Origin of the sequence: Maribacter sp., assembly GCF_016744255.1 — a bacterium.
Taxonomy (GTDB): domain Bacteria; phylum Bacteroidota; class Bacteroidia; order Flavobacteriales; family Flavobacteriaceae; genus Maribacter_B.
On record NZ_JADGES010000002.1, the window covers coordinates 54528 to 79970 of the forward strand.

22 protein-coding genes and 1 tRNA gene are annotated in these 25443 nt (G+C 32.8%); 14 read left to right on the forward strand and 9 right to left on the reverse strand.

The window, feature by feature from the left end; all coding sequences use genetic code 11:
• Window positions 1–31 precede the first annotated feature (31 nt).
• Window positions 32–1852, forward strand: coding sequence for a lysophospholipid acyltransferase family protein (locus tag QZZ51_RS00845; protein WP_291864564.1), 1821 nt, complete (start codon window positions 32–34; stop codon window positions 1850–1852).
• 556 nt (window positions 1853–2408) lie between these two features.
• On the opposite strand, the gene QZZ51_RS00850 is transcribed toward QZZ51_RS00845, so the two are convergent.
• On the reverse strand, window positions 2409–3776 hold the full coding sequence (locus tag QZZ51_RS00850; protein WP_291864567.1) for a glycoside hydrolase family 71/99-like protein: 1368 nt from the start codon (window positions 3774–3776) through the stop codon (window positions 2409–2411).
• Between the two features lie 160 nt (window positions 3777–3936).
• On the opposite strand from QZZ51_RS00850, the gene QZZ51_RS00855 reads away from it, so the two are divergent.
• The 3 genes from QZZ51_RS00855 (at window position 3937) to QZZ51_RS00865 (ending at window position 5435) form a co-directional block, all read left to right on the forward strand.
• On the forward strand, window positions 3937–4509 hold the full coding sequence (locus tag QZZ51_RS00855; protein WP_291864570.1) for a pentapeptide repeat-containing protein: 573 nt from the start codon (window positions 3937–3939) through the stop codon (window positions 4507–4509).
• 85 nt (window positions 4510–4594) lie between these two features.
• Window positions 4595–5083 (forward strand): DUF6265 family protein, encoded by a 489-nt coding sequence (locus QZZ51_RS00860; RefSeq protein ID WP_291864573.1) that lies wholly within the window; start codon window positions 4595–4597, stop codon window positions 5081–5083.
• Window position 5084: 1 nt separating this feature from the next.
• Window positions 5085–5435 carry a hypothetical protein gene (locus QZZ51_RS00865; RefSeq protein ID WP_291864575.1) on the forward strand — a complete coding sequence of 117 codons (351 nt, stop codon included), beginning with the start codon at window positions 5085–5087 and terminating at the stop codon, window positions 5433–5435.
• A 3-nt stretch (window positions 5436–5438) separates the two neighbouring features.
• On the opposite strand, the gene QZZ51_RS00870 is transcribed toward QZZ51_RS00865, so the two are convergent.
• Window positions 5439–5903, reverse strand: coding sequence for a CBS domain-containing protein (locus QZZ51_RS00870; RefSeq protein WP_291864578.1), 465 nt, complete (start codon window positions 5901–5903; stop codon window positions 5439–5441).
• Between the two features lie 152 nt (window positions 5904–6055).
• Here QZZ51_RS00870 and QZZ51_RS00875 point away from each other — a divergent pair, with 152 nt between their 5' ends.
• From QZZ51_RS00875 to QZZ51_RS00890, 4 genes are all read left to right on the forward strand, one after another.
• Complete coding sequence (locus QZZ51_RS00875) at window positions 6056–8335, forward strand: M28 family peptidase (RefSeq protein ID WP_291864580.1); 2280 nt, start codon at window positions 6056–6058, stop codon at window positions 8333–8335.
• Window positions 8335–9141 (forward strand): NAD(P)-binding domain-containing protein, encoded by an 807-nt coding sequence (locus tag QZZ51_RS00880; protein ID WP_291864583.1) that lies wholly within the window; start codon window positions 8335–8337, stop codon window positions 9139–9141. Before QZZ51_RS00875 ends, QZZ51_RS00880 begins: the two co-directional genes overlap by 1 nt.
• Window positions 9142–9263: 122 nt before the next feature.
• Window positions 9264–9638: a hypothetical protein gene (locus QZZ51_RS00885; protein WP_291864586.1), complete on the forward strand. Its 375-nt coding sequence runs from the start codon at window positions 9264–9266 to the stop codon at window positions 9636–9638.
• 126 nt (window positions 9639–9764) lie between these two features.
• Complete coding sequence (locus QZZ51_RS00890) at window positions 9765–10460, forward strand: hypothetical protein (protein ID WP_291864587.1); 696 nt, start codon at window positions 9765–9767, stop codon at window positions 10458–10460.
• A gap of 70 nt (window positions 10461–10530) precedes the next feature.
• On the opposite strand, the gene QZZ51_RS00895 is transcribed toward QZZ51_RS00890, so the two are convergent.
• The 4 genes from QZZ51_RS00895 to rseP form a co-directional block, all read right to left on the reverse strand.
• Entirely contained in the window at window positions 10531–11031 is a 501-nt protein-coding gene (locus QZZ51_RS00895) for a hypothetical protein (protein WP_291864588.1), read from the reverse strand.
• Between the two features lie 66 nt (window positions 11032–11097).
• The gene (locus tag QZZ51_RS00900) at window positions 11098–12747 is read right to left on the reverse strand and encodes a glycerol-3-phosphate dehydrogenase/oxidase (RefSeq protein WP_291864589.1); all 1650 of its coding nucleotides are present in this window, start codon (window positions 12745–12747) and stop codon (window positions 11098–11100) included.
• 64 nt (window positions 12748–12811) lie between these two features.
• Window positions 12812–12885: transfer RNA gene (locus QZZ51_RS00905), tRNA-Asn, on the reverse strand.
• Window positions 12886–12966: 81 nt separating this feature from the next.
• Window positions 12967–14322, reverse strand: coding sequence for an RIP metalloprotease RseP (gene rseP / locus QZZ51_RS00910; protein WP_291864590.1), 1356 nt, complete (start codon window positions 14320–14322; stop codon window positions 12967–12969).
• A gap of 162 nt (window positions 14323–14484) precedes the next feature.
• Between rseP and QZZ51_RS00915 the strand changes: the two genes are divergently transcribed.
• The 6 genes from QZZ51_RS00915 (at window position 14485) to QZZ51_RS00940 (ending at window position 22453) form a co-directional block, all read left to right on the forward strand.
• Window positions 14485–15159 carry an SCO family protein gene (locus QZZ51_RS00915; protein WP_291864592.1) on the forward strand — a complete coding sequence of 225 codons (675 nt, stop codon included), beginning with the start codon at window positions 14485–14487 and terminating at the stop codon, window positions 15157–15159.
• A gap of 184 nt (window positions 15160–15343) precedes the next feature.
• On the forward strand, window positions 15344–15586 hold the full coding sequence (locus QZZ51_RS00920; RefSeq protein ID WP_291864595.1) for a FeoA domain-containing protein: 243 nt from the start codon (window positions 15344–15346) through the stop codon (window positions 15584–15586).
• The gene (gene feoB, locus QZZ51_RS00925; protein WP_291864597.1) at window positions 15583–17820 is read left to right on the forward strand and encodes a ferrous iron transport protein B; all 2238 of its coding nucleotides are present in this window, start codon (window positions 15583–15585) and stop codon (window positions 17818–17820) included. Before QZZ51_RS00920 ends, feoB begins: the two co-directional genes overlap by 4 nt.
• Before the next feature lie 2 nt (window positions 17821–17822).
• Window positions 17823–17975 (forward strand): hypothetical protein, encoded by a 153-nt coding sequence (locus QZZ51_RS00930; RefSeq protein WP_291864600.1) that lies wholly within the window; start codon window positions 17823–17825, stop codon window positions 17973–17975.
• 185 nt (window positions 17976–18160) lie between these two features.
• Window positions 18161–19702 carry a carboxypeptidase-like regulatory domain-containing protein gene (locus tag QZZ51_RS00935; RefSeq protein WP_291864602.1) on the forward strand — a complete coding sequence of 514 codons (1542 nt, stop codon included), beginning with the start codon at window positions 18161–18163 and terminating at the stop codon, window positions 19700–19702.
• Between the two features lie 96 nt (window positions 19703–19798).
• Entirely contained in the window at window positions 19799–22453 is a 2655-nt protein-coding gene (locus tag QZZ51_RS00940) for a DUF5916 domain-containing protein (protein WP_291864605.1), read from the forward strand.
• On the opposite strand, the gene QZZ51_RS00945 is transcribed toward QZZ51_RS00940, so the two are convergent.
• The 3 genes from QZZ51_RS00945 to QZZ51_RS00955 all read right to left on the reverse strand — a co-directional run bounded on the left by QZZ51_RS00945 (window position 22448) and on the right by QZZ51_RS00955 (window position 25412).
• Complete coding sequence (locus QZZ51_RS00945) at window positions 22448–22822, reverse strand: DUF423 domain-containing protein (RefSeq protein WP_291864607.1); 375 nt, start codon at window positions 22820–22822, stop codon at window positions 22448–22450. The genes QZZ51_RS00940 and QZZ51_RS00945 overlap by 6 nt on opposite strands.
• A 113-nt stretch (window positions 22823–22935) precedes the next feature.
• The gene (locus tag QZZ51_RS00950; protein ID WP_291864610.1) at window positions 22936–23367 is read right to left on the reverse strand and encodes a hypothetical protein; all 432 of its coding nucleotides are present in this window, start codon (window positions 23365–23367) and stop codon (window positions 22936–22938) included.
• 5 nt (window positions 23368–23372) lie between these two features.
• Window positions 23373–25412 carry a S9 family peptidase gene (locus QZZ51_RS00955; RefSeq protein ID WP_291864613.1) on the reverse strand — a complete coding sequence of 680 codons (2040 nt, stop codon included), beginning with the start codon at window positions 25410–25412 and terminating at the stop codon, window positions 23373–23375.
• Window positions 25413–25443 lie beyond the last annotated feature (31 nt).

A 25443-nucleotide genomic window follows, 5' to 3' on the forward strand; every position in this document is an offset into this window, starting at 1 on the left:
TATATTTACAGTTCCGAAATTTTTTAAATCTATGGGTTTAGTAACTGCAAAGGAAGTAGCAAAAGCTATTAACCTTAGTAAATATGGCTTTCTAGGTACTTCTATTGGATGGTTTCTGATGAAAGTAACCAGAATATCTAGCATCAATAGGTTTTACAATGACCATAAACATTTAGAGGGCATTGCTTTTTTAGATGCAATTTTGGAATATTATGAAATAGACTTTGAAATTCCCGAAGAAGACTTTAGGCGCTTACCAAAAGATGGTTCCTATATAACCATATCTAACCATCCATTAGGCGGAATTGATGGTGTATTACTTATGAAACTTTTGGTTTCTCATCGGTCCGATTTTAAAATTATAGCCAATTTTCTGCTTCATAGAATTGAGCCTATGGAGCCTTATATTTTACCCGTAAATCCTTTTGAGAATAATAAGGACGTTAAAAGTAGTATTGCTGGTTTTAAAAGTGCAATGACCCACATACGTGCAGGGCACCCTTTAGGGATTTTCCCCGCAGGAGAAGTTTCTACCTATAAAGACGGTAAATTAATTGTAGACAAACCTTGGGAAGAACCTGCTCTAAAATTGATTAGAAAAGCTGAAGTCCCTGTAGTTCCCATTTATTTTCACGGAAAAAATAGCTCTTTATTTTATCGCTTATCCAAAATAAGTGATGTGTTTAGAACGGCAAAATTACCTTCTGAGGTTTATTCTCAGAAAAATCGTCCTATAAAAGTACGTATAGGACAACCTATTTCCGTAAAAGCACAAAAAGAACAAGCTACCCTAGAAGACTTTACCGATCTTTTAAGAAAAAAAACATACATACTATCGAATGCGTATGAAAAAGAACGCTTAATAGACCAAATACCAACCACTCTAAAAATTCCAAAAGCCCCAAAAAAAATAGCATCCGCTGTTCCCTCCGAAGTAATGGAAGGAGAAATTGAAAAATTAAGAGAAAAAGACTGCCGCCTATTACAAAGCAAAAATTACGAAGTTTTTTTAGCTCAAAAAAAAGATATGCCCTTTATTCTAAAAGAAATAGGCAGACAAAGAGAAGTTACCTTTAGAGCCATAGGGGAAGGCACAAATAAAGCTATAGATTTAGATGTGTTCGACTCTTATTATTATCACTTATTTCTATGGGATAGCGCAGCAAAGTGCATTGTAGGGGCATACAGAATGGGGATGGGTTCTGAAATATTTCCGAAACATGGTATAGATGGTTTTTATCTTCAGGATTTATTCCGAGTAGAACCAGAATTATACGGAATGATGGAAGATTCTATTGAAATGGGCAGAGCGTACATAGTAAAAGAATACCAACAAAAACCTATGCCACTATTTTTACTATGGAAAGGTATTGTACACACTACTTTAAGGCACCCAGAGCATAAGTATTTAATAGGAGGAGTAAGTATAAGCAATCAATTCTCTAACTTCTCTAAATCGCTTATGATAGAGTTCATGAAGTCTAATTATTGGGATCCATATGTTGCCCAATATATTCATCCTAAAAAAGAGTTCAAAGTAAAACTTAAAGATGCCGATAAAGAATTTGTTTTTGATGAAACACAAGCAGATTTAAACAAGTTTGATAGGATTATTGATGAAGTAGAACCTGGTAACCTACGTCTACCAGTTCTTATAAAAAAATACATTAAACAGAATGCTAAAGTAATTGCCTTTAATGTAGATCCTCTATTTAATAATTCTGTAGACGGCTTAATGTATATTAAAATAGCCGACTTACCAGAAAGTACTGTAAAGCCAGTAATGGAAGAATTTCAGGCAGAATTAGAACGTAAAATGACAGAAGGGTCTATTATTACAAAGCCCGAATAAGCCAACTTAAATCTCTTTAATATTCTACCTTTTCATAACCCTCCACGCCTAAAACTATCTAAATATTAGGTAAGAAAAACACTTTAAATAAATCTACTTCGAATCTAAATATATTTGAACTTTAAAGTATCTACCTAAAATAACATGGAATTTTACCGCCCAAATACGGTACAATACAACTAAGAAAAGAGGTAATCTAAATTATGTTTGGTTCTGCTAAGAATATAATTCCACATAATTTACAAACGAATTCTATTTTTCCTATTCTAAAGAATAGAAACACAAAAATGAATAGAATCATGAAAATCTCCAAAAATAATCTAGTAAATCTACATACCAATTAGTATATCTATCTTAAACCTAAGAAAATAAACCAATTAGAATCTAAAAAATATTACACAACAACAAGATATTCAAGTTAATACAAAATACAAAAACGAAATTATATTTAAATGAAATGTTTTGTAAAAAATAAAAGTTATTCTTTTAAAACTACTTAACAACACATACCGTTTGGTATATAAATGAAAAACCATATTACTACTACTTTTATACCTTAAGAACCATAAAATCTATTAACCGCCATAAGTATAAGTCTAGCCCTATTCATTTTAGACTTTTTTATTTTTCTATAGCTTCTATCTAAGTAATACTGCACCTCATAGTTACCTGTAAATTCTTTCCGAGCCTTGTACAAATCCAAAACAATTTGCAAGTCTTCTGGAACATAAGTAACCCCAGTATATTGCTGTAATAATTGCAAGTTTAAAAAACCATATTCCTCTGTAGGCTCTAACATGGTTCCTTCACCAAAATCGTTCCATGTAACCAATTGTACAAAATCAGCAGCCTCATGATGTGTATAATTAAGTGTTTCCACAAATACATTGCCATTATTGTGAGGTATTCCCCAATCATGTTGTAAACCCCATCCACCGTCTTCATAAAAGCTGTCGAACCCAGGATAACTACTACCTACGGTAACCAAATTATTGTCTAAATACTCCCCATAGTAATAATCATGCGCTAGTAAATGATCTTGCGCCACCCACAAAAATTCTCCAGAGGCACTACTACCAACCATATTTTGCGCTGCCCATAGGGTTAAAAAATAAGGCTCTTCATTTACCGGGAATACAGAAAAAATACTATCCCAATCTGCTGTGTTTGTAATAGTATTTGGGCCAAAAACAAATAATAATTCTTTTCCATTATGGTTAAGAAAATTGGGTCGAGATAAGTAACTGTCCTTTATATACTGAAAATCCATTTGAGCTGCATCTACAACACTTGAAGCAAGTCCAGAATTATAGGTGTCCACTGCAACCCTATCTTCATACATAATAGAAAATTCCATACCTAAATCATCTAACCTTGCCATAAATGACTCTGTAGATTGTTTAATTAAATCATAATCATACAGATCCTTACTACCATACCAGTCAAAAATTACTCCATCTATTCCAGAAAGTTTCATCATTAAAAAATGATATTCTTGCAAATCTGGGTCATTAGAAGAATATGGTCCTATGATAGGATAATAATACGATGCTATTTCTCTCTTCCCATCCGCATCAACAATATTTGGGTTTTTATTAGCCATTGTCCAGTGTTGCCCCCAATACCCATCATAATCTAAACTTTGAAACCAAGGCATATAATGCGCATATACCTTTTTCGGATTCTCTTTTACAACATCCATTCCAGAGATATCAACAATTCTTCCTGCCTTTGTCATTTTCCGATAAGCATCTTCTTCTTTTAAAACCGATAATAAAAGAGAATCCGAAACTACCACAGAATCCAATTCAATACTAAAAACTTGATTATCAGAAGGTTTCTCTTTTAAATTTTCCTTTTCACAAGATTGAAAAAAAATAATTATTCCAAGTAAGCATAAAGCAAATTTTGAATTAGACCACATAACAAATTAATTAATTTTGGAAAGCTATCAAATATGGAAACATATTAAGGTAATTCTTACAAAAATCATAAGTATTAACAATAAATTAACACTTATGATGCAATAAACCTAATAACAACTTAAGCATCTAATAAGTAACTTTACTTCTATTTAGAAGACTATGCAAAGATCATTCATAACAGATAAAATATATAAGGGAAAAAATTATACAACCCATAGGTTAGAAAGAAGAGAGTATGAAAATTGTACTTTCAACGGCTGCAATTTTGAAAACAGCTTGTTAGACAATCAAAATTTTATGGAGTGTACATTCATAGACTGTAATCTTTCTTCTGTAAATATTACCAACACCACTTTTAAAGAAGTTTCTTTTATAAATTGTAAAATATTGGGTGTAAATTTTGAAACTTGCAACACTTTTTTAATAGATTTTGTGTTCCACAATTGTACTTTAAACTATGCTTCTTTTTTTGGGCTCACTCTAAAAAACCAACAATTTAAGGATAGTAAACTAATTGAGGTAGATTTTACAAAAAGTGAGTTAAATGGAGTAGACTTCTCTGGCTGTAATTTAGAGCAAGCAATATTCGACAGAACCAACTTGGAAAAAGCAGACTTCACAACTGCTTTTAACCACACTATAGACCCAGAGAAAAATGAACTTAAAAAAGCAAAATTTTCTAAAGACGGCCTTTCTGGTTTACTAATAAAGCATCAGTTAATAATAGAATAAATTGCCTACCTAGAAGTACAGATTATACGATTATTGATTTATAATCGTATAATTTGTAACTTGTTGCAAATGTAAATCCCTATCTATGAAACTCATTCTCTTACTATTACTTCTATTTTCCATAAACGTATCTAGCCAAAATACGATACAATTAAAAGAAGGAGAAAAGTCTCCCAAAGCCAGCCTTTCTGATGTTGCTTGGATTTCTGGACATTGGAAAGGAGAAGCCTTTGGTGGTACTACAGAAGAAATATGGAGTCCTCCAATGGGCGATTCTATGATGTTTGTTTTTAAACTAGTCTTAGAAGGAAAAGTACAATTTTACGAAATTGGGCATATTCAAGAAAAAGAAAACACACTTTTACTACAATTAAAACATTTTGGTGGTAATTTAAAAGGTTGGGAGACAAAAGATGAAACCGTAGATTTTAAATTAATAAAAATGGAAGAAAACAAAGCCTTTTTTGAAGGGTTTACGTTTGAAAAAATTAGTGAAAACGAAATAAATTTATATGTTGTAATTAACAGCGATGGAGTTAAAGCAGAAGAAAAATTTAGCTACAAGAGGAAATAATATGAAAAAAGAGTGCTTAGAATGTAGTACAGAAATAATGGGTAGAGTGGATAAAAAATTCTGCTCTGATTATTGTAGAAACGCATATAATAACAAAATAAATAAAGACAGCAAAAACCTCATTAGAAATATAAATAATCGCCTCCGCAAAAACTACCGAGTTCTAGACAGTTTCCCCCTTAAAGATGGTAAAACCAAAACCACAAGAACAAGGCTTTTAGACCGAGGTTTCGATTTTGATTTTATCACCAACCTGTATACTACAAAAAAAGGAACTACCTATTTTTTTATATATGACCTAGGGTACTTACCTCTAGATAATGATTACTATATGATTGTTAAAAGAGAATAATAATTACTTATAGTTTTGTCCGCTCAATTTCAAAGCAGCTATCACAATATCTTTACGGCTTATCTGGCCTACTAAAATTCCATTGTTCATAACAGGAAGCCTACGTCTGTTACCTTTATGAAAAACACCAGCAGCATCAAAAATACTTATGCTATGCTCAATAGTTTCTACATTTTTAGTCATAAAACGCTCCACGCTTTTGTCCAAAATAGGTTGATTAAAATAACGGCTTTCCGATATTTGTTTCATACAATCTGCCTCCGAGATAATCCCCACTAAAAATCCATTGTTATCAATAACAGGCCCCCCAGATATATGGTTCTTTGCAAAAAGCTCCATAACCTCTAGTATAGATTGTTCTGGACTAAACGTTAGTAACTTTTTAGTCATGTAATCTTCAACCAATAACGGAGCATCAAATTCCTTCTTCGTAGTCTTTCTTATCCCTTGAAAACTCTTAATCCCCATATGCTTTTATTTTTTAGGTTGATTACTAAAGATAGAAAAATATTGCGAAATTCCTAATTATACCCGTTTTAATGTGTCATTACATTATCATTTATCATATTTAAGCATTAATTTTACATTAAACTTGTTCTAAAATAGATTATTCCTTATAAATGAAAAAAAGTACCGCCCTAAGTACCTTAGTTCTTATTACCATAGCCATTTATTGGTCATTTAAATCTTCTATGCCCTCTTACACAGAAGATAGTAATGCAACTAAAACCGAATTTTCTACGGACCGAGCATTAGAACATGTAAAACACATATCAAAAAAACCACATGGTGTTGGCTTCCCAGAACACACCGTAGTTAGAAATTATATCTCTAGCGAATTGGAAAAATTAGGTCTTGAAGTTTCCTTTCAAGAAGGGTATACAGCTGGAGACTGGGGAAACCTAAGTAAAGTAAATAATATATTGGCTCGCATTAAAGGAAGTGATTCCAAAAAAGCATTGCTTCTATTGAGTCACTATGATAGTCACCCGCATTCCTCCTTAGGTGCTAGTGACGCAGCTAGTGGCGTAGCAACGATTTTAGAAGGAGTACGTCAATTTTTAGCCAAAGAAAACAAACCTAAAAATGATATTATTATCCTCATCTCGGATTCTGAGGAATTAGGTCTTAACGGAGCAGATTTGTTCGTAAATAAGCATCCTTGGATTAAAGATATTGGCCTTGTGCTTAATTTTGAAGCACGTGGCAGTGGTGGCCCAAGCTACATGCTTATAGAGACTAATAGAGGAAATAAGAAACTTATAGAAGAATTTACCAAGGCAAACCCCGATTACCCTGTTGCCAATTCTTTAGTCTATAGTATCTACAAAATGCTTCCTAATGATACTGATTTAACCGTTTTTAGAGAAAATGGAGATATTGAAGGCTTTAATTTTGCTTTTATTGATGACCATTACGACTACCATACTGCCAAAGATAGCTATGCACGTTTAGATAGAAATACATTAGCCCACCAAGGCAGTTACTTAGTTCCCTTGCTTCATTATTTTTCCAATTCGGATTTAAGTAATCTAAAAAGCCTTAGCGATTTTATCTACTTTAATGTACCTTTCTTTAAATTGGTGTCTTACCCTTTTGATTGGATTTTACCAATGTTAGTATTAGGAATACTTTTGTTTGTCCTATTACTCTTTCAAGGGTTTAAAAAGAAAACCCTACAAGGAAACAAAATCTTAACAGGTTTTTTACCTATGTTAATTTCCATTGCCATAAATGGTGTTATTGGATATTTTAGTTGGAGTATCTTAAAAACACTTTACCCGCAGTACAACGATATGTTACATGGATTCACTTATAACGGCCATGCTTATATAGCAGCTTTTGTTTCTTTATCTATTGGCGTCTGTTTTTGGGTATATTATAAATTTCATAAAATAACAACCCCAAACCTCTTAATAGCCCCGCTATTTTTGTGGTTACTTCTTTGCGCTGGTGTTTCGGTATATTTAAAGGGCGCTAGTTTCTTTATTATTCCAGTTTATGCCTTGTTAGCGGCTCTATTTGTTACGCAAAATCAAAAAATGCCGAACGGTTTATTACTCGTCTTTTTAGCATTACCTGCGTTATGGATTTACGCTCCTTTTATAAAAATGTTTCCCATAGGATTAGGTTTAAAAATGATGGTGGCTTCTACCGTACTAACTACTTTAACTTTTATTTTATTATTACCCATATTTGCGTTCTACAAGAACAAGCGTTTTTTAGCCATACTATCTTTTATTGTATTTTTAGGATTCTTCTTCTATGCCCATTTAAATTCTAATTTTAACAAAGAAAATTCTAAGCCAACTAGTCTATTGTATGTGCTAGACACCGATACAAATGCTGCCAAATGGGTAACCTATGAGCACCAATTATCTCCCTGGACATCTCAATATTTAGGAAAAACAAAAAAGACTCCAGAAGCTGGATCCAAGACTTTGAGCAGTAAGTATGGCACAAACTTCACCTTTACAGTTGCTGCTCCCTTAAAAAATATTAAACCCCCAGTAATTGAGAAAACAAAGGACACCATTATTGGTAATCAAAGATTTATAGATTTATGCATTACACCACAGCGTAATGTAAATAGATTAGAACTTATTACAAATGACATAGAAATACAAAGTGCAGAAATAAATGGAGTTCCTTTATCCAATTATTTTCTAGAAAACAGAAAAAGAAACAAGCTAATAACACACTATATAACAGACAATGCCTATACAGAAGTTAGATTAAGTTTTCCTAAAGATGAACATTTAGAGCTTACTCTTTTTGAAGCTTCTAATGATTTACTAGACAATCCCCTTTTTAGTATTCCGGAAAGACCCAAAGATAATATTCCGATGCCTTTTATATTAAATGATGCTATAGTGATAACTAAAACCATTAAATTTTAATGCAGAATATTGGAATTATAGGATGCGGTTGGTTAGGATTACCTTTAGCCAAATCGTTACTAAAAGATGGTTTTACAGTTCATGGTACCACCACCTCTTCCGACAAAATAGAAACCTTAAAAAATGCCGGAATTAAAGCCTATAATATTTCTCTTTTTGAAGATAGAATCGAAGGACCAATCTCTGACTTTTTACATTCTTTAGATATTATAGTCATAAATGTTCCTCCTCGCTTAAGAGGAAAAAAACAGGAGAGTTTTGTAAAAAAAATGTCCCTCCTAAAAAACAAGATTAAAACCAGTCTATGTTCTAAAATTATCTTTGCTAGTAGCACTGCTGTTTATGGAAATACTACAGGGATTATTAATGAAAAAACTACAGTCTCTCCCAACACAGAGTCTGGTAAGCAATTAGTACTCTCTGAAAATATGCTTTTAGAAGATTCCAGTTTACAAACTACCATAATCCGTTTTGGCGGATTAATAGGTCCTAATAGACACCCAATAACAATACTTTCTGGTAAAACAGAATTAAAAAATGGGAATGCCTCCGTAAATTTAATCCACTTAGAGGATTGTATTTCTATATTAAAAGAAAGTATAACTAATAATTGGAGCAACGAACTTATTAATGCAGTATACCCAAGCCATCCTACAAAAAAGGAATATTACACCCAGGAAGCTATAAAAAGAGGTATAGTCCCTCCAAAGTACGCAGATTCACCACAGGACGACTCTAAAAGGGTAAGCTCCTACTTCCTTACAAATGTTAAAAACTACCATTTCCACACATCAATCTTCACTTAAGACACCACAAACAAAAGAGGTTTTACAACAAATACGTAGATTTTATGTTAATTAATAAATTGATTATAAGTTAGTTATAGATTAAACACATAACTTTACTTAAATGATTAAATATAAAAGCCATGGAAAATTCAAATCTAAAAGGGAGAATTTTAATGGATGTAGAAAATCTAATTTCCCGTAGTTGTACCGACCAAACCAACACTTTAAATTTTAAAAGGTTGCACATTGCACTACTTAAAAAATATTATAATGCTGCAGATGTATCTATAGATTATTATAGACATCGTGTAAAAATGGATATTGTTATCGACGATAAACAATATAATCCTAAAACTGCAAATGTTAACCTACCTGTAGTACATGCTAATTTATTTTTTAAAAACTTAAAAGAATTTTTAAAATCTTGCATTGACAAAGACTCTAAAAGTCTTGGCTTTTATGCCACCTTATTACGATCTTTTACACAGCAAGAAGTAAAATTAAGTATTGCATAATTCTAATTTAAAAGAAAAGAGATGTTTAACGCATCTCTTTTCTCTTTTACATCCCTTATTTAAGGGTTTTATTAACAGAATACTAGAAATAATTTCAATAGATTAGCAAACCAAAAATGAACAAAAATGAAAAAAGTACTTTTTGTATTTGCATGTCTAATAGGATTTTCTGCAATTGCACAAACCAAAACAGAATTACAAAAACATTATGAAGCTTTTTATAATGAAATGCGTCAACAAGGTGATGTTAGTGGCGTTATAAATGCACTAACACATTTAAACGTTATATCTCCTTCTAAACAAAGGAAAGATACCTTAGCATACATTTATGCCAATGACAATCAACACTTACAAGCATTAAATACTATTGGAATTGAAAAGTTAGATTCCGATTCTGATTTAGCAGTGCAGGTAAAAGCAATTTCTTTAAAAGCTTTAAACCAACCAAAGAGAGCTTTAGAACAGTTTGAAGTATTAAACAAAAGAACGCCAAACGCTTATTTAGCATACGAATTAGCAGATTTAAAAATACAAACAGGAGATAAGGTTGGCGCATCTACACATATTGATTATGGTATTATAAATGCAAAAACAGAAATGAAATATGCATTTTACGAACGCCAACAACCATATGAAGTCCCTTTAAAAGCTGCTTTTCTTCATTTAAAAGCTCTTATAACTTATAATAATGATAAAAAGAATATTGATGCCTCTGTTGCTTTACTAGATGAGGCTTTAGTATTAGACCCTAACTTTAATTTAGCAAGTTTAAGCAAACAAGCTTTAGTTTCTAGAAAAGAGGCGCCAGAGGAAAAAAAATAATTTCTATTAAACAAAAGAGAGAGAAGTAAAATTTCTCTCTCTTTTGTTTACATACTTTTACTCCCGTTTTTTAATTTCCCTCTTCTTCTAGTATTAAGGAATTATCTAACGGATTATTTATCTCCACATTAAACTGAGTTCTCATTGCATTATTTGCCTCTAACAACTCTCGGGTAGATACTTCTGTAGGCAATCTATACTCTAGATCCGCCTTTAATTTTAGCATATAGGTAAGTACTACTTTTTGTCTACTTTTTATTTGCGGAACATTATAATCCTCTGGGTATTTAGACTTTAAAAGAAGTTTTTGCTTTTCTATTAAGTCTTCTAATGCTATAGCCAAATCCTCTAAATTCTCAGCTTTATAAAGTACCTCTACACTTGTATCAAAAGCATTGTATTCTGGCCATGACTCTAGAATAGAGTTTGCTTTTGCATTAACCATTGCCTTTTTAATCCATTCTTTTGTGTCTAAAGTCGACACATCATCAGCTATACTAGCCTGGATACTCTTCTCTTTACAAGACATAAAACAAAGCACCATAAAACAAAAAAGAATTATTTTTCTCATAGAACGAATTTACAAATTAATAGGAGAGATTTTTATATGGTTAACACACCTTAACAAAACTACAGCTTAAAACGAAGAATGCTTAATTACTTCTTTTTCTATAGTTTCTCTAAAAACATTTATTTGTTCTGCAGAATAGTTAAAAGAAACTCCAAAAACGGTTAAAATTTTCTCTAAATATTTTGTTACACTTTCTATATCAAAATACAACATACCTGTTCTTCTAAAAAAGAAATCCATTGGTGTAACTACCATTTCATTTTGTATACAAAAATCTAACTCTGCCAATATTAAATTTTCATTTTTATCGTCTCCAGATTTTGTTTTAAAAACAGCTATAATCTGCTCAGATTGTCTCCCGTATGTAGTGGTTAAATACCATGCGGTATAGGGTTCAAAACCATATTGCTCTAAATCTTGAGTTAATTTTTTTACATACTTTTTAACCTGCTTATATTTTTTCCAAGGGCCACCAACCAAAGGAATTTTATGGGTAAACACTTCTTTGTATTCAATATGGGTAGTTCTTTCTAATTTTTTTTGAAGTTTATTCACCACCTTTTCTGCCATTTTTCTGTAGCCAGTAAGTTTTCCGCCTGCCATACTAATTAACCCAGAATCGGAAATAAATATTTCATCCTTTCTGGATAGCTCTGAAGGAGACTTCCCTTCTTCATGAATTAAAGGTCTTAATCCTGCCCAGGAAGAAATAATATCTTTCCGCACTAAATTAACAGTAGGAAACATGTTATTTATAGCATTTAATAAATAATCCGCATCTTCTATTGTTGTTCTTACTTCGTTTTTATCTAAAGTATAATTAGTATCCGTAGTACCTGCATATGTAACTTTTCCTCTTGGAATTGCAAACATCATACGCCCGTCTGGAATATCAAAATACACCGATTGTTTCAACGGTAATTTCTCTCTTGGAAACACTAAATGCACTCCTTTTGTTAAATGTAATTGTTTTCCTTCTTTAGAATGGTTAACCTCTCTAAGTTCATCTACCCAGGGTCCAGTTGCGTTTATAATAAATCTAGAATTTATGCTATATGCTTCTCCACTAATCTTATCTATAACCTTTACACCTGCTACCTGCCCTTCATTATAAATAAACTCCTCTACTTGCGTATAATTTAACGGCGTACCTCCATAACCAATAGCCGTTTTTATGTTTTCTAATGTAAGCCTAGCATCGTCTGTTCTATATTCTGCATAATACCCGGAACCTTTTAAAATATCCTCTGGCAATAATGGCTCTAGCGCTAAAGTTTCTTCTTTATTTTTCATCTTACGCTTGTCTTCCTCCTCTACATCTGCCAAAATATCATAGACCTTAAGGCCAATCGAAGTCATCCATTCGCTATAGGAACCATTTTTAATTAATGGAAGAAGCATTTTTTCGGGAATCACCAAATGCGGTGCTAACCTGTGTACAATAGCTCTTTCTTTACCTACTTCTTTTACTAAAGAAAGCTCAAACTGTTTTAAATAACGAAGACCACCATGAATAAGTTTAGAGGATCTGCTACTAGTACCAGAAGCAAAATCTTCTTTTTCTACTAATGCAACTTTCATTCCTCTAGAAGATGCATCTAAAAGAATTCCTGCCCCTGTAATTCCGCCACCAATAACGACCAAATCGTACTCGGTTTGCTCTAGCTCCGTAACAATCTTACTTCTATTATGGTTTGTGAATTTTATATTTTTCATAAGATATTAGGCTATTTAAATCAAAAAAGCCTCTACATTTCTGTAAAGGCTTTTTGTGTATCTGCTCCCCCTCTTGGGCTCGAACCAAGGACCCTCTGATTAACAGTCAGATGCTCTAACCAACTGAGCTAAGGAGGAGTGTTATTTTTACTTTAGTATCCTAAAGCGGCTGCAAATATAAATGTTTTTTCTACTTCACCAAACAATTTTTTATTGTTTTTATTTAATTAACCATTTGTACAAATCATTACCGTTGGCAAACAACAATAAAGCTATTAAAATAAAGAATCCTGTCATCTGTGCATACTCCATAAATTTATCGCCAGGTTTTCTTCCTGTAACCATTTCATACAGTAAAAACATTACGTGTCCACCATCTAAGGCTGGTATGGGTAATATGTTCATAAAAGCTAAAATAATAGATAAGAAAGCTGTTGCATTCCAAAAAACTGGCCAATTCCAAGCATCTGGAAAAATACCTGCAATAGCAGCAAAGCCACCTACTCCTTTATACGCACCTGTAGAAGGGTTGAATATTTTTTTCATCCCCTTAATATAATTAGATAATGTTTCTATACCCTTGTTTATTCCTGCTGGTATAGATTCTACAAAAGAGTATTTTACAGTTTCTAACTTTAACATCCCTTTTGCCTCCATATCATCTAAACCAAGTAAACCCGGAATAAAACCTATTGTAGCAGTATCACTTATAACAACAGCAAATTGCTTTTCAATATTCCCTTCTCTTTTTACCCTAAGAGATACTTCTTTGCCTTTATATTGCTCTAGAATAGGCTTAACCTCATCAAAATAAGTAATCTTTTTATCGCCAATACCTATAATTTCATCATTAGCTTGAATGCCTGAATTTTTATTTGCAGATTCTTCTGAGACTTCGGCAATAATAAATGGTCTTCTAAGACTTAAGAAACGCATTTTATCTTCATCCTTAATTAAAGTAGCTATAAAATCCTCTGGAATTTCTTGCTCAAAAGTATTACCATCTCTTTTAATAGTAATAGTATTACCGTAAGCAATATCTCCCATAATAGCGCTAAACTTCTCTACCTGGTTTCCATCTACAGCTAGGATTAAATCGCCTGTTTTAACTCCTAATTTATCTCCTATAGTAGATTCTGTTACCCAGAAACCATCTTTTAAACTATCTGCCTTTATATACTCATCTCCATACGACCAAGCCATACCAATATAAATAATTACAGCTAGAATAAAATTAACGGTAACCCCTCCTAACATAATAATTAATCGCTGCCAAGCTGGTTTACTTCTAAACTCCCAAGATTTTGGCTCTTCTTGCATGGCTTCTGTATCCATGCTTTCATCAATCATTCCGGAAATTTTTACATAACCTCCTAATGGCAACCAACCAATTCCATATACGGTTTCGCCAATCTTCTTTTTAAATAAGGAAAATTTTATATCAAAAAACAGGTAGAATTTCTCTACTCTTGTTTTAAATATTTTTGCAGGTATAAAATGCCCTAATTCGTGCAGAACTATCAATAAAGATAGACTTAAAAAGAATTGTATGGTCTTAATTAAAATTGGATTCATATTGTATTTTGTAATTAAAAATCGGCTCAAAAATACATCTTTACAAAGTCTTAAAAAAAGAAACTATCTGAAGCTCCTTATTTTTATGAAATAATTGGCTACAATATATATTGCATTTTTTTGATGTCTTTACAAGACTAGTGTACCTTTGTAAAAAAAAATATGCTTTCTTTTTTTAGCAAATACAAGTTCTTTGGAGTGGTTATGTTAATCCTATCGGGTATCATTGTATATCTATTTTACAATGCCCTATTGCCAAAAAAGACACTCCCAATATACCAGCCAGCTATGGTAAACTCAGAGTTGGTAGATAGCACCCTACAGCACGTTAAAAAATACCATACTATCGCCAACTTCTCGCTAACGAACCAAAATGGAGAAACGATAACGCAAGAAAATTATAACAATAAAATTTATATAGCCGATTTCTTTTTTACTACTTGTCCTACTATTTGCCCTATTATGACCAAAAATATGGGAGGCATACAGTCTAAAATCCTAAATGATGACGATGTTCTTTTACTTTCGCACTCCGTTACACCCATAATAGATAGTGTAGCGCAGCTGAAAAAATATGCTTTGGAAAAAGGAGTAAACGATTCTAAATGGAATTTAGTTACTGGAGATAAAAAAGAAATCTATAAGCTAGCCAGAAAATCTTATTTAGCAGTAAAAGACGATGGTGATGGTGGCCCTTTTGATATGGTACACACAGAGAACTTTATTCTAGTAGATAAAGAAAAACGTATTCGCGGTTTTTATGATGGTACTAAAAAAGAAGACATTGAAAAACTAATGACAGATTTAGCAATTCTAAAACAAGAATACCAAGAATAAATCCTTGTAAACAAAATATACCAAGTAAGCCTAAGAGGGCTTAAAAAGAATTCGTTTTTACTATTTTGATACACCCATAGTAGTAATAAAATTACTGGATAGAATAAATTTTCCCTAACCGCTTAAAAACTCATCTTTTTCTCTTATTTTTGTCCTTACTTAAAATCAATCTAAATAAAAATTAGTGGTTACAGTCGCGCATTTAAAGAGAGGAGAAAAAGGAATAATAAAAGATTTTGCACATGATTACCTTCCTATTAAACTACTAGAACTAGGTTGCTTACCTGGTAATCTGGTAGAACTAGTGCAAATAGCGCCCCTTAAAGACCCTATATATATAAACGTTAATGGTTCGCACATAGCTATTAGAAGGTCTATGGCTTTAAAAATTGAATTAGATTTAGTTCCGGAACCTGTAAATCTATGAGTAAACAAATTAATGTAGCGCTTATAGGAAACCCTAATACTGGAAAAACTTCTGTTTTTAACCAATTAACTGGTCTTAACCAAAAAGTTGGTAATTATCCTGGTATTACTGTTGAAAAAAAAGAAGGCCTCTGTAAATTACCCCGAGGTATTAAAGCACACATACTAGATTTACCTGGTACATACAGCTTAAACACAACTTCTTTAGATGAAAGTGTAGCAGTAGAGCTACTGCTAAACAAGAACGATAAAAACCACCCTGATCTTGCCATCGTAATTTCTGATGTAGAAAACCTTAAAAGAAACCTTCTACTTTTTACCCAAATTAAAGACCTTAAAATACCCACCATTTTAGTCATAAATATGGCAGACCAAATGGTAAAAAAAGGTATTGTAATAGATATAGCGCTTTTAGAAAAAAAGTTAGATACTAAAATTGCTTTAGTAAGTTCTAGAAAAGGAACGGGTATAGATAAACTTAAAGAATTAATTACTGATTATAAAAACCTATCCTCAAAACCCTGTGTAGATACCACAAAAATTGATATAGATTATTTTAGCAGATTACAACAAACTTTCCCTAAAGAAGATTTATATAAACTATGGCTAGTTATTACGCAAGACGTAAATTTTATGCCTATAGAAAAGAAGTTGATGGCAGACACTTCTTCTTTTGCTACTAAATCTAAATCGGAACTTAAGAGGTTACAACAAAAAGAAACCATTTTAAGGTATAAGTTTATTAATGAAATTTTAAAAGAAGCCTATTATGTAGATACTAATGCTGCAACAGGAGCAAGAGCTACATTAGACAAAATGTTAACACATAAAGTATTTGGCTACCTTATCTTTTTTCTTATTCTACTTACCATTTTCCAAGCTATTTATGATTGGAGTAGCTTACCTATGGATTTTATTGACGAGTCTTTTGCGTATGCTAGCGAATGGGTTAAAAATACGCTGCCCGCAGGAGCTTTCACCAATTTAATTGCAGAAGGAATAATTGCAGGCATCGGTGGAATAGTCATATTTATTCCCCAAATAGCCTTCTTATTTTTGTTCATTGCTCTTTTAGAAGAAACTGGTTATATGAGTAGGGTTGTTTTTTTAACAGATCGCATAATGCGCCCTTTTGGATTAAGCGGAAAAAGTATTGTCCCTTTAATTTCTGGAACCGCTTGCGCCATACCCGCAGTAATGGCCACACGAACTATTGAAAACTGGAAAGAACGTTTAATAACCATTCTTGTAACTCCTTTTACCACTTGTTCTGCTCGTTTACCTGTATATTTAATAATTATCTCTTTAGTTATTCCCGAAGGAAGATTTTTAGGCTTAAGCTACCAAGCACTAACTTTAATGTTACTTTATCTATTAGGTTTTGGTGCTGCTATAGTCTCTGCAATGATTTTAAATAAAATATTAAAAATTAAAAGTAGATCCTTTTTTGTAGTAGAAATGCCCAATTACAAACTACCACTGTTTAAAAATGTAGCATATACGGTATGGGAAAAAACTAAAAGTTTCGTTTTTGGCGCTGGTAAAATAATACTTGCCATCTCTATAATTATATGGTTCCTAGGTTCTTATGGAGTATCTGACAACTACAAAAATGCAGAGACTATTATTGAAAGTAAAATAGAAGAACATGGTTTATCTTCCTTTAACCAACTGAGTGTAACGGAAGATTTAGCAATTTATAAAGCAGAACTCTTACAAAGTCCTGCAAAAACAATATTCCAACAGAAACCAGAAGTATTGAACGATTCTTTACTTTTAAAAGAAACACATCTTATAGAACAAGCCAAAAACCAAGAAATTGCTAGTTTTAAATTAGAAAACTCCTATATGGGATATTTAGGAAAAGCAATAACTCCTATTGTAGAGCCTTTGGGATACGATTGGAAAATTGGTATTGCGGTACTAACTTCCTTTGCTGCCAGAGAAGTATTTGTAGGCACCCTTGCAACTATCTATAGCGTTGGTAGCGATGAAGAAGACACCATTAAAAACCGTATGGCAGCAGAAATAAATCCTGCAACTAAAAAGCCCCTGTTTAACCTAGCGTCTGGAATTTCTCTACTACTCTTTTATGCATTTGCAATGCAATGCATGAGTACTCTAGCTGTTGTAAAAAGGGAAACCAACACTTGGAAATGGCCTGCAGGACAATTAGTGTTTATGACGATTTTTGCTTACATTGTTGCATTAGCTGCTTACCAAATACTAAAGTAAAGATGGAGATATTACAAAACATTTTGGTTTACCTAACTCTTGCCGTAGCAGTTGGTTTTATGATGAAAAAATTTTTCCTTCCCAAACCAGTGAAGTCACAAAAGAAAGGTTTTGAAAAATCTTGCGGACAAAGTGGTTCTTGTGGTTGCAATTAAACAATAAATAATTTCTCTTCTACTCAATTTATTATCCCTTCCTAGTAACAAAACCCTTTTGTACTCGTCTATATTTTAATTATAGTTCTTAAAAAAAAGATAAAACTGTACTAAAGAAAATAAAAATAGACCTTCTTTCTATTTATCATTGCTTTAGTTTGTAGTATCAATCAACACAAACTTGTATGGAAAAAATTACTTTTTGGCTTTTATCTATTGTTATAACCACCATTTTTTCTAGCACGCAAGCACAAACTTTAACAGCCACAGTTGTTGACTCTACGAGTCAAAAACCAATTCCATACGTTACCGTTAAACTAAAAAATAAAGGAGTAATTACCAATGAAGAAGGTCGTTTTAGTTTTCTACTAAATAATGAAATTAAGGCAACTGACTCTTTATTCATCTCCTGTATTGGTTACGCTACTTTAGGGAAACCCATCAATGAATTTCAAGAAAACACTATTTATTTGCAACCTATGGCTATTGAGCTTAACCCTGTTATAGTATCTAACAAACAATATACTGCAGAAGAAATCATAGACATGGTTGAAGATAATTTAGAAAAAAATTACAACAGTAACTTAAGTAAAAAAAGGCTGTTTTTTAGAGATTCTTATTACCAGAGTTTTAATAAAATGGACTATACTTTTGTAAAATCTACCATAGACGCTTTTAATAAAAATTTCCTAGATAGCGTTTTAAATTCTGTCCCTAAAAGAAGTAGTTATTACACAGAAGTTTTGTGCGATTTGTATGGAAATAATGAAGAAGACAATCAGAAAATGGAGCTTATAAAAGCATCAGAGCTTTACGACAAAAGCAAACAGCTCGATTTTACGAACCTAGAAGATAGATTTAATGAAATAGTGCGTAAAAATGTAAAACCCAATTCTTATTTTAAAATAAAATCTGGTCTATTTGGCACTAAAGTAGATGGGGAAGATTTTGATGAAATTTTTGAAACCGAAGTAGATTCCTCAGATGCAGCTGCTTTAAAGAAAGAAATAGAAAAAAAGAAAAAAGAAGAAATAGACCGAAAAGCCAACTTCTCTAAATATAGAAGAAACTCTTTAGCTAGAATGATGCAAAATCTGTTTTACATGGAAGATTCTAAGCTAAACTTCATTCATAAATCTAGAAAATACAATTTTACTCTTAAAGAGTTTACTTATATCGGTGATGATGCCATATACATAGTGGATTTTAAATCTAAAGGTTCTGCCGACTACAGCGGTCAGCTTTATATAAATTCGGATGATTTTGCAATTATACGAGTAGATTATGAGAACATAAAATCCCTTAAAAAATTCAGTTTATTAGGTTTAAATATGAACCGATATTTAGATAAAGGGAAAATGTTCTTTATCAAGGAAGAAAACGGAAAATACAATTTGCGTTATTTAGAGGAAGAGGAAGGAACCCGAGTTGGTATAAAAAGACCATTAAAAATTATTGAAAAAAACAAACACGTAAAAGGCAGGAATAAACAGAATGAGTTGTCCTTAAAATTAGATATAGCAACAACAGGTATAAATAAACATGAGGTAATTGTCTTTAACTCCGAAAACATTACCCAAGCAGCCTACGATGCTTATACGGAAAACAATACCGTTCTACCCAAATATATGCCTAATTACAATCCCGAGTTTTGGAAAGGATATACTATAATTGAACCAAACCAAGCTATACGAGAGTTTACTTCAGATGATGTTAGTATAGAATAATACTCTCTAAATTGTTAAAAATATCTTAAAAGGCTAGACATGCTGTAACAGTTATTGATTTTGCAAGTCTCTTAAGACACATCCATCAACTAACACATGAAAATCAACTACTTAATAGTTTTTTTTGCTATTTCCTTTTTTCACACTCTTGTATACCCTCAAGATTCTACCGCTACAATTATACAAAAAACATACACGACTAAGGCATTAGCCAATACTTTGCCTCCAGACATCGATGGTATTCTAAATGATTCCAGCTGGGGCTTAGTAGAATGGGCAGGTGATTTTATAGAAAGTAGACCCGACGAAAACACACCTCCCAACTATCAAACTAAATTTAAAATAGTATACGATAAAAATTTTCTATATCTAGCCGTTCGTTGTTTTGACAATGAACCTCAAAAAATAGTAAAAAGATTATCCAGAAGAGATGGTTTTGAGGGAGATTGGGTAGGTTTCTTTTTTGATAGTTACCATGATGAACGTACTGCATTTTCATTTATAGTTACTGCTGCAGGTGTAAAAGGCGATGAATTCTCTTCTAACAATGGAAATGATTCTGATGAAAGCTGGAACCCTATTTGGTACACCAAAACAAAGATTGATGACAAAGGGTGGACAGCAGAATTAAAAATACCCTTAAGCCAATTAAAATTTGGCAAATCTGGTGAACAAGAATGGGGACTGCAATGCATGCGTAAATTCTTTAGAGATGAAGAACGCTCTCTATGGCAGCGTATACCACAAGACACACCTGGTTTTGTAAGTGAATTTGGAATATTAAAAGGCTTACTAAATTTAGAACCCCAAAAACAACTAGAAATACAGCCCTACACTATTACTAAGTTAGAAACTTATGAGCCCGAAGAGGGCAACCCATTCTTAGACGGTAACGATAGTAAAATTACGGTAGGATTAGATGCTAAAATAGGCATCACTAATGATTTAACCTTAGACCTAACTATTAACCCAGATTTTGGACAAGTAGAAGCAGATCCTTCAGCAATTGCCTTAGACGGTTTTCAAATATTTTTTAGGGAACAACGACCATTTTTTGTAGAAAACAAAAATATCTTTGATTATAGAGTATCTCGTTCAGAAGCTGGCAATACTTTTGGCTCGGATAATGTTTTTTACTCTAGACGTATTGGTAGAAGTCCACAGGGGTATCCAGACATTGAAGATAACGAATATGTAGACCAACCAGAAAATACTGCAATTCTAGGAGCGGCAAAATTTAGCGGCAAAACTAAAAATGGCTGGTCTATTGGAGTATTAGAAAGTGTAACCGCCCAAAAATACGCTACTATAGATAATAATGGCACTCGAAGAAAAGAGCTTGTAGAACCCTTGACAAATTATTTTGTTGGTAGATTACAAAAAGATTTCAATGATAAAAACACCTTCGTAGGAGGCATATTTACAGCAACAAATAGAGACAAATTATCCGAAAATTTAGACTTTATACATCATTCTGCATATACCGGTGGTTTAGATTTTAAACACCAATGGAACGACCGAGATTGGTATGCTGGGGGCAATATTCTTTGGAGCCATGTTAAAGGGAGTAAAGAAGCCATACAGAATACCCAAGAATCTATTGCCCATTTATTTCATAGAGAAGGTGCCAGTTACCTTTCTGTAGACCCTTCTAAAAATTCATTAACAGGCACAGGTGGTAACGTACAATTAGGAAAAGTAGGTAACGGACATTGGAAATTTGAAACTGGCGCTACTTGGAGATCACCAGAACTAGAATTAAATGATGTGGGTTTCCAAAGAAAAGCAGATGATATTAGACATTATACTTGGGTTGGGTACCAAACCCTAAAACCCGATAATACCTTTAGAAAAGTAGGCATTAATTATAATCACTGGAGTGTATGGGATTTTGGAGGGAATAATAATAGTATTCGCTTTAATACAAATAGCTGGCAAAACTGGAAAAACAACTGGTTTACGAATCTTGGTTTTAACTACGAACCCGTACAATACTCTAACTCTGCATTACGAGGTGGCTCTAGATTAAAGCTTGCTAAAGAAATTGGGTTCTTTAACGGTGTTAGAACTGATTCCAGAAAAAAAACTCGTTTTAACATCTTTCACAATGGTCGGAAAGGAACAGATGACTCATACAAATCTTACAATATTGAATTTGGCGTAACCTACCAACCTTTTAATTCTTTTAGCATTTCTGTATCGCCCGAATATGGTACTTACACAAACAAACTACAATTCATTGAAAACATAGAAGTAGCAAATGACACCAAATATGTAAATGGTACTATCGACCAAAAGACGCTAAGTATGTCTATACGTCTTAATTATACTATTAACCCTAATTTATCTATACAATACTGGGGGCAGCCTTTTATTTCTAGAGGTAGATATTCTTCTTTCAAAGAAGTAATAAACCCAATGGCAAATGATTTTGATAATAGAATATCTACGTTTACCGATAATCAAATTACTCTTCAGAATGATACCTATTCTATCGATACTAACTTAGATGGAGCAACAGATTTTAGTTTTGACAATCCAGATTTTTCATTTATACAGTTTAGATCCAATCTGGTAGCTCGTTGGGAATATATTCCAGGTTCCGAAATATTCTTAGTGTGGTCCCAGGACATATCTCAATCTGGAGATCCAAATAGCGGCCTTTATAGTAGCTTAGAAGATGGAGTTTTTGGAAATGAAAAACCAAAAAATATTTTTCTTATTAAAGCAACCTATCGCTTTGTTTTATAAAAAAGAGTATAGAAGCAAGCCCCAACCTAACACTAAAAACAAGCCTCCAAGAGGCGTAATTGGCCCTAAAAATTTTAGCGGTTTCCCTTTTGCAGAGCTTATGCAAAGACCATAAATACTGAATGAGAATAGAAAGACTCCTATGATTATAGAATAAATCATGGTTTGTTCCAAACTAGTTTCTAGTTTTAAATTAAACCCTAGAATTAACAGTAACAATGCATGATACATTTGATATTTAACACCAGTTTCAAAACTTTTTATTTGATCTTCGTTAAAAATCTTTTTCAATGCATGAGCGCCAAATGCACCCAAAATAATTGCTAACGCTCCAAATAACGCTCCGAAAAATTGAGCTAAAAACACCATAATTTCTAATTTAAGAAACGAATATAAGTATATCGTAAGAAAGAGCTATTGAAAGTTTCTCTCGTAATTATACCTATTTGCGACTATAATATTTTGCTTAACTACTTAAATAGTTATTTAGAACCATCCAATTTTCTTTTAAAAAGAGACAAAAGCTCTACCGTTTCTATACTATCCTTGTAATTAAAAAATAATTTTAGGGAATCTTGGTATACTATTCTAATTTTTTGATGTTCAAAATTATCGACAAAGACATGCACTTTCTTATCGGTAAGCGAATCTTTAAACTCTCTATACAATCCATTACCCTTAGACAAGGCCGAAAATCCATTTAAACGCTCCATATCGGGTATTCTCTCTACCATTGACACACTATCAACCTCAATGAATTTTATCTCTTTATAATAAATCCCAGAGACCATTTTTATACTATCTAGCTCTATTTTTGTCCAGTTTTTATAATGTACGGCAAAGGCTAATAAACATGCTGCTAATGTTATTAGTAGAATTAAATTCCACAACCAATGTCTCTTTTTATTCGCCATATATACTATTCCTTTGTTTCATTATACGTATTAAACCATGATAAAGTATGTGCAATCTTTGTAATTAAATTACTCGGCCTGTTTGCTATACCATGACTTGCTCCTGGAATTTCTACTAAAACAGTTTCTATCTTTCTTAATTTTAAGGCGTGGTATAATTGTTTTGCTTCGCTAGGAGGTGTTCGTAAATCATTCATCCCCACCATTACCATAGTAGGGGTTTCAATATTACCAACGAGCGAAAGTGGTGAAAATTTCCAATAGCCTTCAAAATTTTCCCATGGTTGCCCTGGGTATCTAGAATTTGCATACCCAAAATAATTATCGGCTACAAGGGTTTTACTAATCCAGTTCATAACTGGTTTTGCAACTACAGCTGCCTCAAATCTATTATTTTTTCCTATCATCCAAGCCGACATAATACCCCCTGCACTACCTCCTGTAACATATAATTTATCTTCCTGAGCTATTCCTTTTTCTATGCAGAAATCTACGCCATCCATAACATCATTATAATCTTCTCCTGGGTAATTATTGTACAATAAATTGGCAAACTCTTCTCCATAACCAGTGCTTCCTCTAGGATTTGGGTAAAAAACAATATATCCTGCAGAAGCATACAATTGCATTTCTGCAGAAAAACGATCTCCATAGTTAAGAATAGGTCCTCCGTGATTTTCTACTAAAAAAGGATATTTTCTTGTTGCATCATAATTTGGAGGGTATACTACCCAGCCTTGAATATCTCTCTGATCTACGGAAGACGTATACCATACTTCTTCTACTTTTCCTAAATTTTTATAGGTAAACAAAGCGTTATTTAAAGCTGTTATTTTCTTTACTTTCTTTGATTTTGGATTCACTATTGCTAATTCCGAAGGGTATTCGGGGCGCGTCTGTGTATAGGCTATTGTTCCATTTTTAGAAACCGTAAAAGAGCCTCCTGCATACGGTCTACCAATAGAAGTTCCCCCTTTATTATCTGCCAATTTAGAAACTTTTCCCTGCAGCGTAATATGCCCTATTTTACTATTGCCTTTATCATCATAACCAAAATAAAGCCCAGAACTTTTACTATCCCAAATAATATTAGAAACACTCCTGTCTAAATCATTAGAAATAACTTTAGAATTACTTCCATCCACATTCATTATATGTAATTTTCTAACCTGGAATGCCTGTACTTTATCTTCAAAACCAATATATGCTATTCGTTTTCCGTCTGGAGAAATAATAGGGTTTGCATCTGGGCCTTTTCTATTGGTTAAGGCCTTAATATCTCCATTAATAACCCCAACTTCATAGACTTCGCTATTTCTAAAATCGTACTCCCAATCTTCATTTCTATTACCAGAAAAATAAATTTTGTCTCCTTTTAGAGACCAACTTAAATTTCCTCTATGATGAAAGTCTCCTGTTGTAATTTGACGTATTGCTCCTCCTATTGCTGGTACCACGAATAGGTGATTAAATCCCGTAGGAATGTAACCTCTCCCATCTGCCTCATGATACAATCTATCCGTAATTCTTGGTTTATCTGCCCATTTAGCTCCTTTTGGTTTTTTTGGCATTTTAGCCAATACAGGAGGGGCTTTAGGCATATGCATAGTAAATGCCAATTGGACACCATCTGGCGACCATGTTAATGAACTAGGATTAAAAGGCAACTGAGAAATTTTTGCGATTTTACTAGAAGCAAGCCAGTACATATAAATTTCTGAGCCTTCTTCGGTACTACTTACAAAAGCCAACCTATCTCCAGAAGGAGACCACCTAGCACTAAATTCTGATACTTCTCTAGAGGTTAGTTTTTGGTGTTTTGTACCATCTGAATTAATAAGCCAAAGTTGCCCTACGGATTTATCTTTCATAATATCAAAGCCCATTCTTCTATATACCACCATATTTCCATTAGGTGAAATTTGAGGGTCTGACACATATTCTAAATCATATACATCTAAATAAGAGAATAATTTTTCTTGTGCTGTTATGTTAGTAGCCCATAACTGGCTTAACAAAAAGAGTATTAAAAAGGGTCTTTGCATTGGTTTTATTTTTATTAGTCACCCTAAACTT

Excerpts from the sequence above, each read along its gene's own strand:
- QZZ51_RS00845 (WP_291864564.1), top strand. The coding sequence starts at position 32 with ATGGGTTTAGTAACTGCAAAGGAAGTAGCAAAAGCTATTAACCTTAGT.
- QZZ51_RS00850 (WP_291864567.1), bottom strand. The coding sequence starts at position 3,776 with ATGTGGTCTAATTCAAAATTTGCTTTATGCTTACTTGGAATAATTATT.
- QZZ51_RS00855 (WP_291864570.1), top strand. The coding sequence starts at position 3,937 with ATGCAAAGATCATTCATAACAGATAAAATATATAAGGGAAAAAATTAT.
- QZZ51_RS00860 (WP_291864573.1), top strand. The coding sequence starts at position 4,595 with ATGAAACTCATTCTCTTACTATTACTTCTATTTTCCATAAACGTATCT.
- QZZ51_RS00865 (WP_291864575.1), top strand. The coding sequence starts at position 5,085 with ATGAAAAAAGAGTGCTTAGAATGTAGTACAGAAATAATGGGTAGAGTG.
- QZZ51_RS00870 (WP_291864578.1), bottom strand. The coding sequence starts at position 5,903 with ATGGGGATTAAGAGTTTTCAAGGGATAAGAAAGACTACGAAGAAGGAA.
- QZZ51_RS00875 (WP_291864580.1), top strand. The coding sequence starts at position 6,056 with ATGAAAAAAAGTACCGCCCTAAGTACCTTAGTTCTTATTACCATAGCC.
- QZZ51_RS00880 (WP_291864583.1), top strand. The coding sequence starts at position 8,335 with ATGCAGAATATTGGAATTATAGGATGCGGTTGGTTAGGATTACCTTTA.
- QZZ51_RS00885 (WP_291864586.1), top strand. The coding sequence starts at position 9,264 with ATGGAAAATTCAAATCTAAAAGGGAGAATTTTAATGGATGTAGAAAAT.
- QZZ51_RS00890 (WP_291864587.1), top strand. The coding sequence starts at position 9,765 with ATGAAAAAAGTACTTTTTGTATTTGCATGTCTAATAGGATTTTCTGCA.
- QZZ51_RS00895 (WP_291864588.1), bottom strand. The coding sequence starts at position 11,031 with ATGAGAAAAATAATTCTTTTTTGTTTTATGGTGCTTTGTTTTATGTCT.
- QZZ51_RS00900 (WP_291864589.1), bottom strand. The coding sequence starts at position 12,747 with ATGAAAAATATAAAATTCACAAACCATAATAGAAGTAAGATTGTTACG.
- rseP (WP_291864590.1), bottom strand. The coding sequence starts at position 14,322 with ATGAATCCAATTTTAATTAAGACCATACAATTCTTTTTAAGTCTATCT.
- QZZ51_RS00915 (WP_291864592.1), top strand. The coding sequence starts at position 14,485 with ATGCTTTCTTTTTTTAGCAAATACAAGTTCTTTGGAGTGGTTATGTTA.
- feoB (WP_291864597.1), top strand. The coding sequence starts at position 15,583 with ATGAGTAAACAAATTAATGTAGCGCTTATAGGAAACCCTAATACTGGA.
- QZZ51_RS00930 (WP_291864600.1), top strand. The coding sequence starts at position 17,823 with ATGGAGATATTACAAAACATTTTGGTTTACCTAACTCTTGCCGTAGCA.
- QZZ51_RS00935 (WP_291864602.1), top strand. The coding sequence starts at position 18,161 with ATGGAAAAAATTACTTTTTGGCTTTTATCTATTGTTATAACCACCATT.
- QZZ51_RS00940 (WP_291864605.1), top strand. The coding sequence starts at position 19,799 with ATGAAAATCAACTACTTAATAGTTTTTTTTGCTATTTCCTTTTTTCAC.
- QZZ51_RS00945 (WP_291864607.1), bottom strand. The coding sequence starts at position 22,822 with ATGGTGTTTTTAGCTCAATTTTTCGGAGCGTTATTTGGAGCGTTAGCA.
- QZZ51_RS00950 (WP_291864610.1), bottom strand. The coding sequence starts at position 23,367 with ATGGCGAATAAAAAGAGACATTGGTTGTGGAATTTAATTCTACTAATA.
- QZZ51_RS00955 (WP_291864613.1), bottom strand. The coding sequence starts at position 25,412 with ATGCAAAGACCCTTTTTAATACTCTTTTTGTTAAGCCAGTTATGGGCT.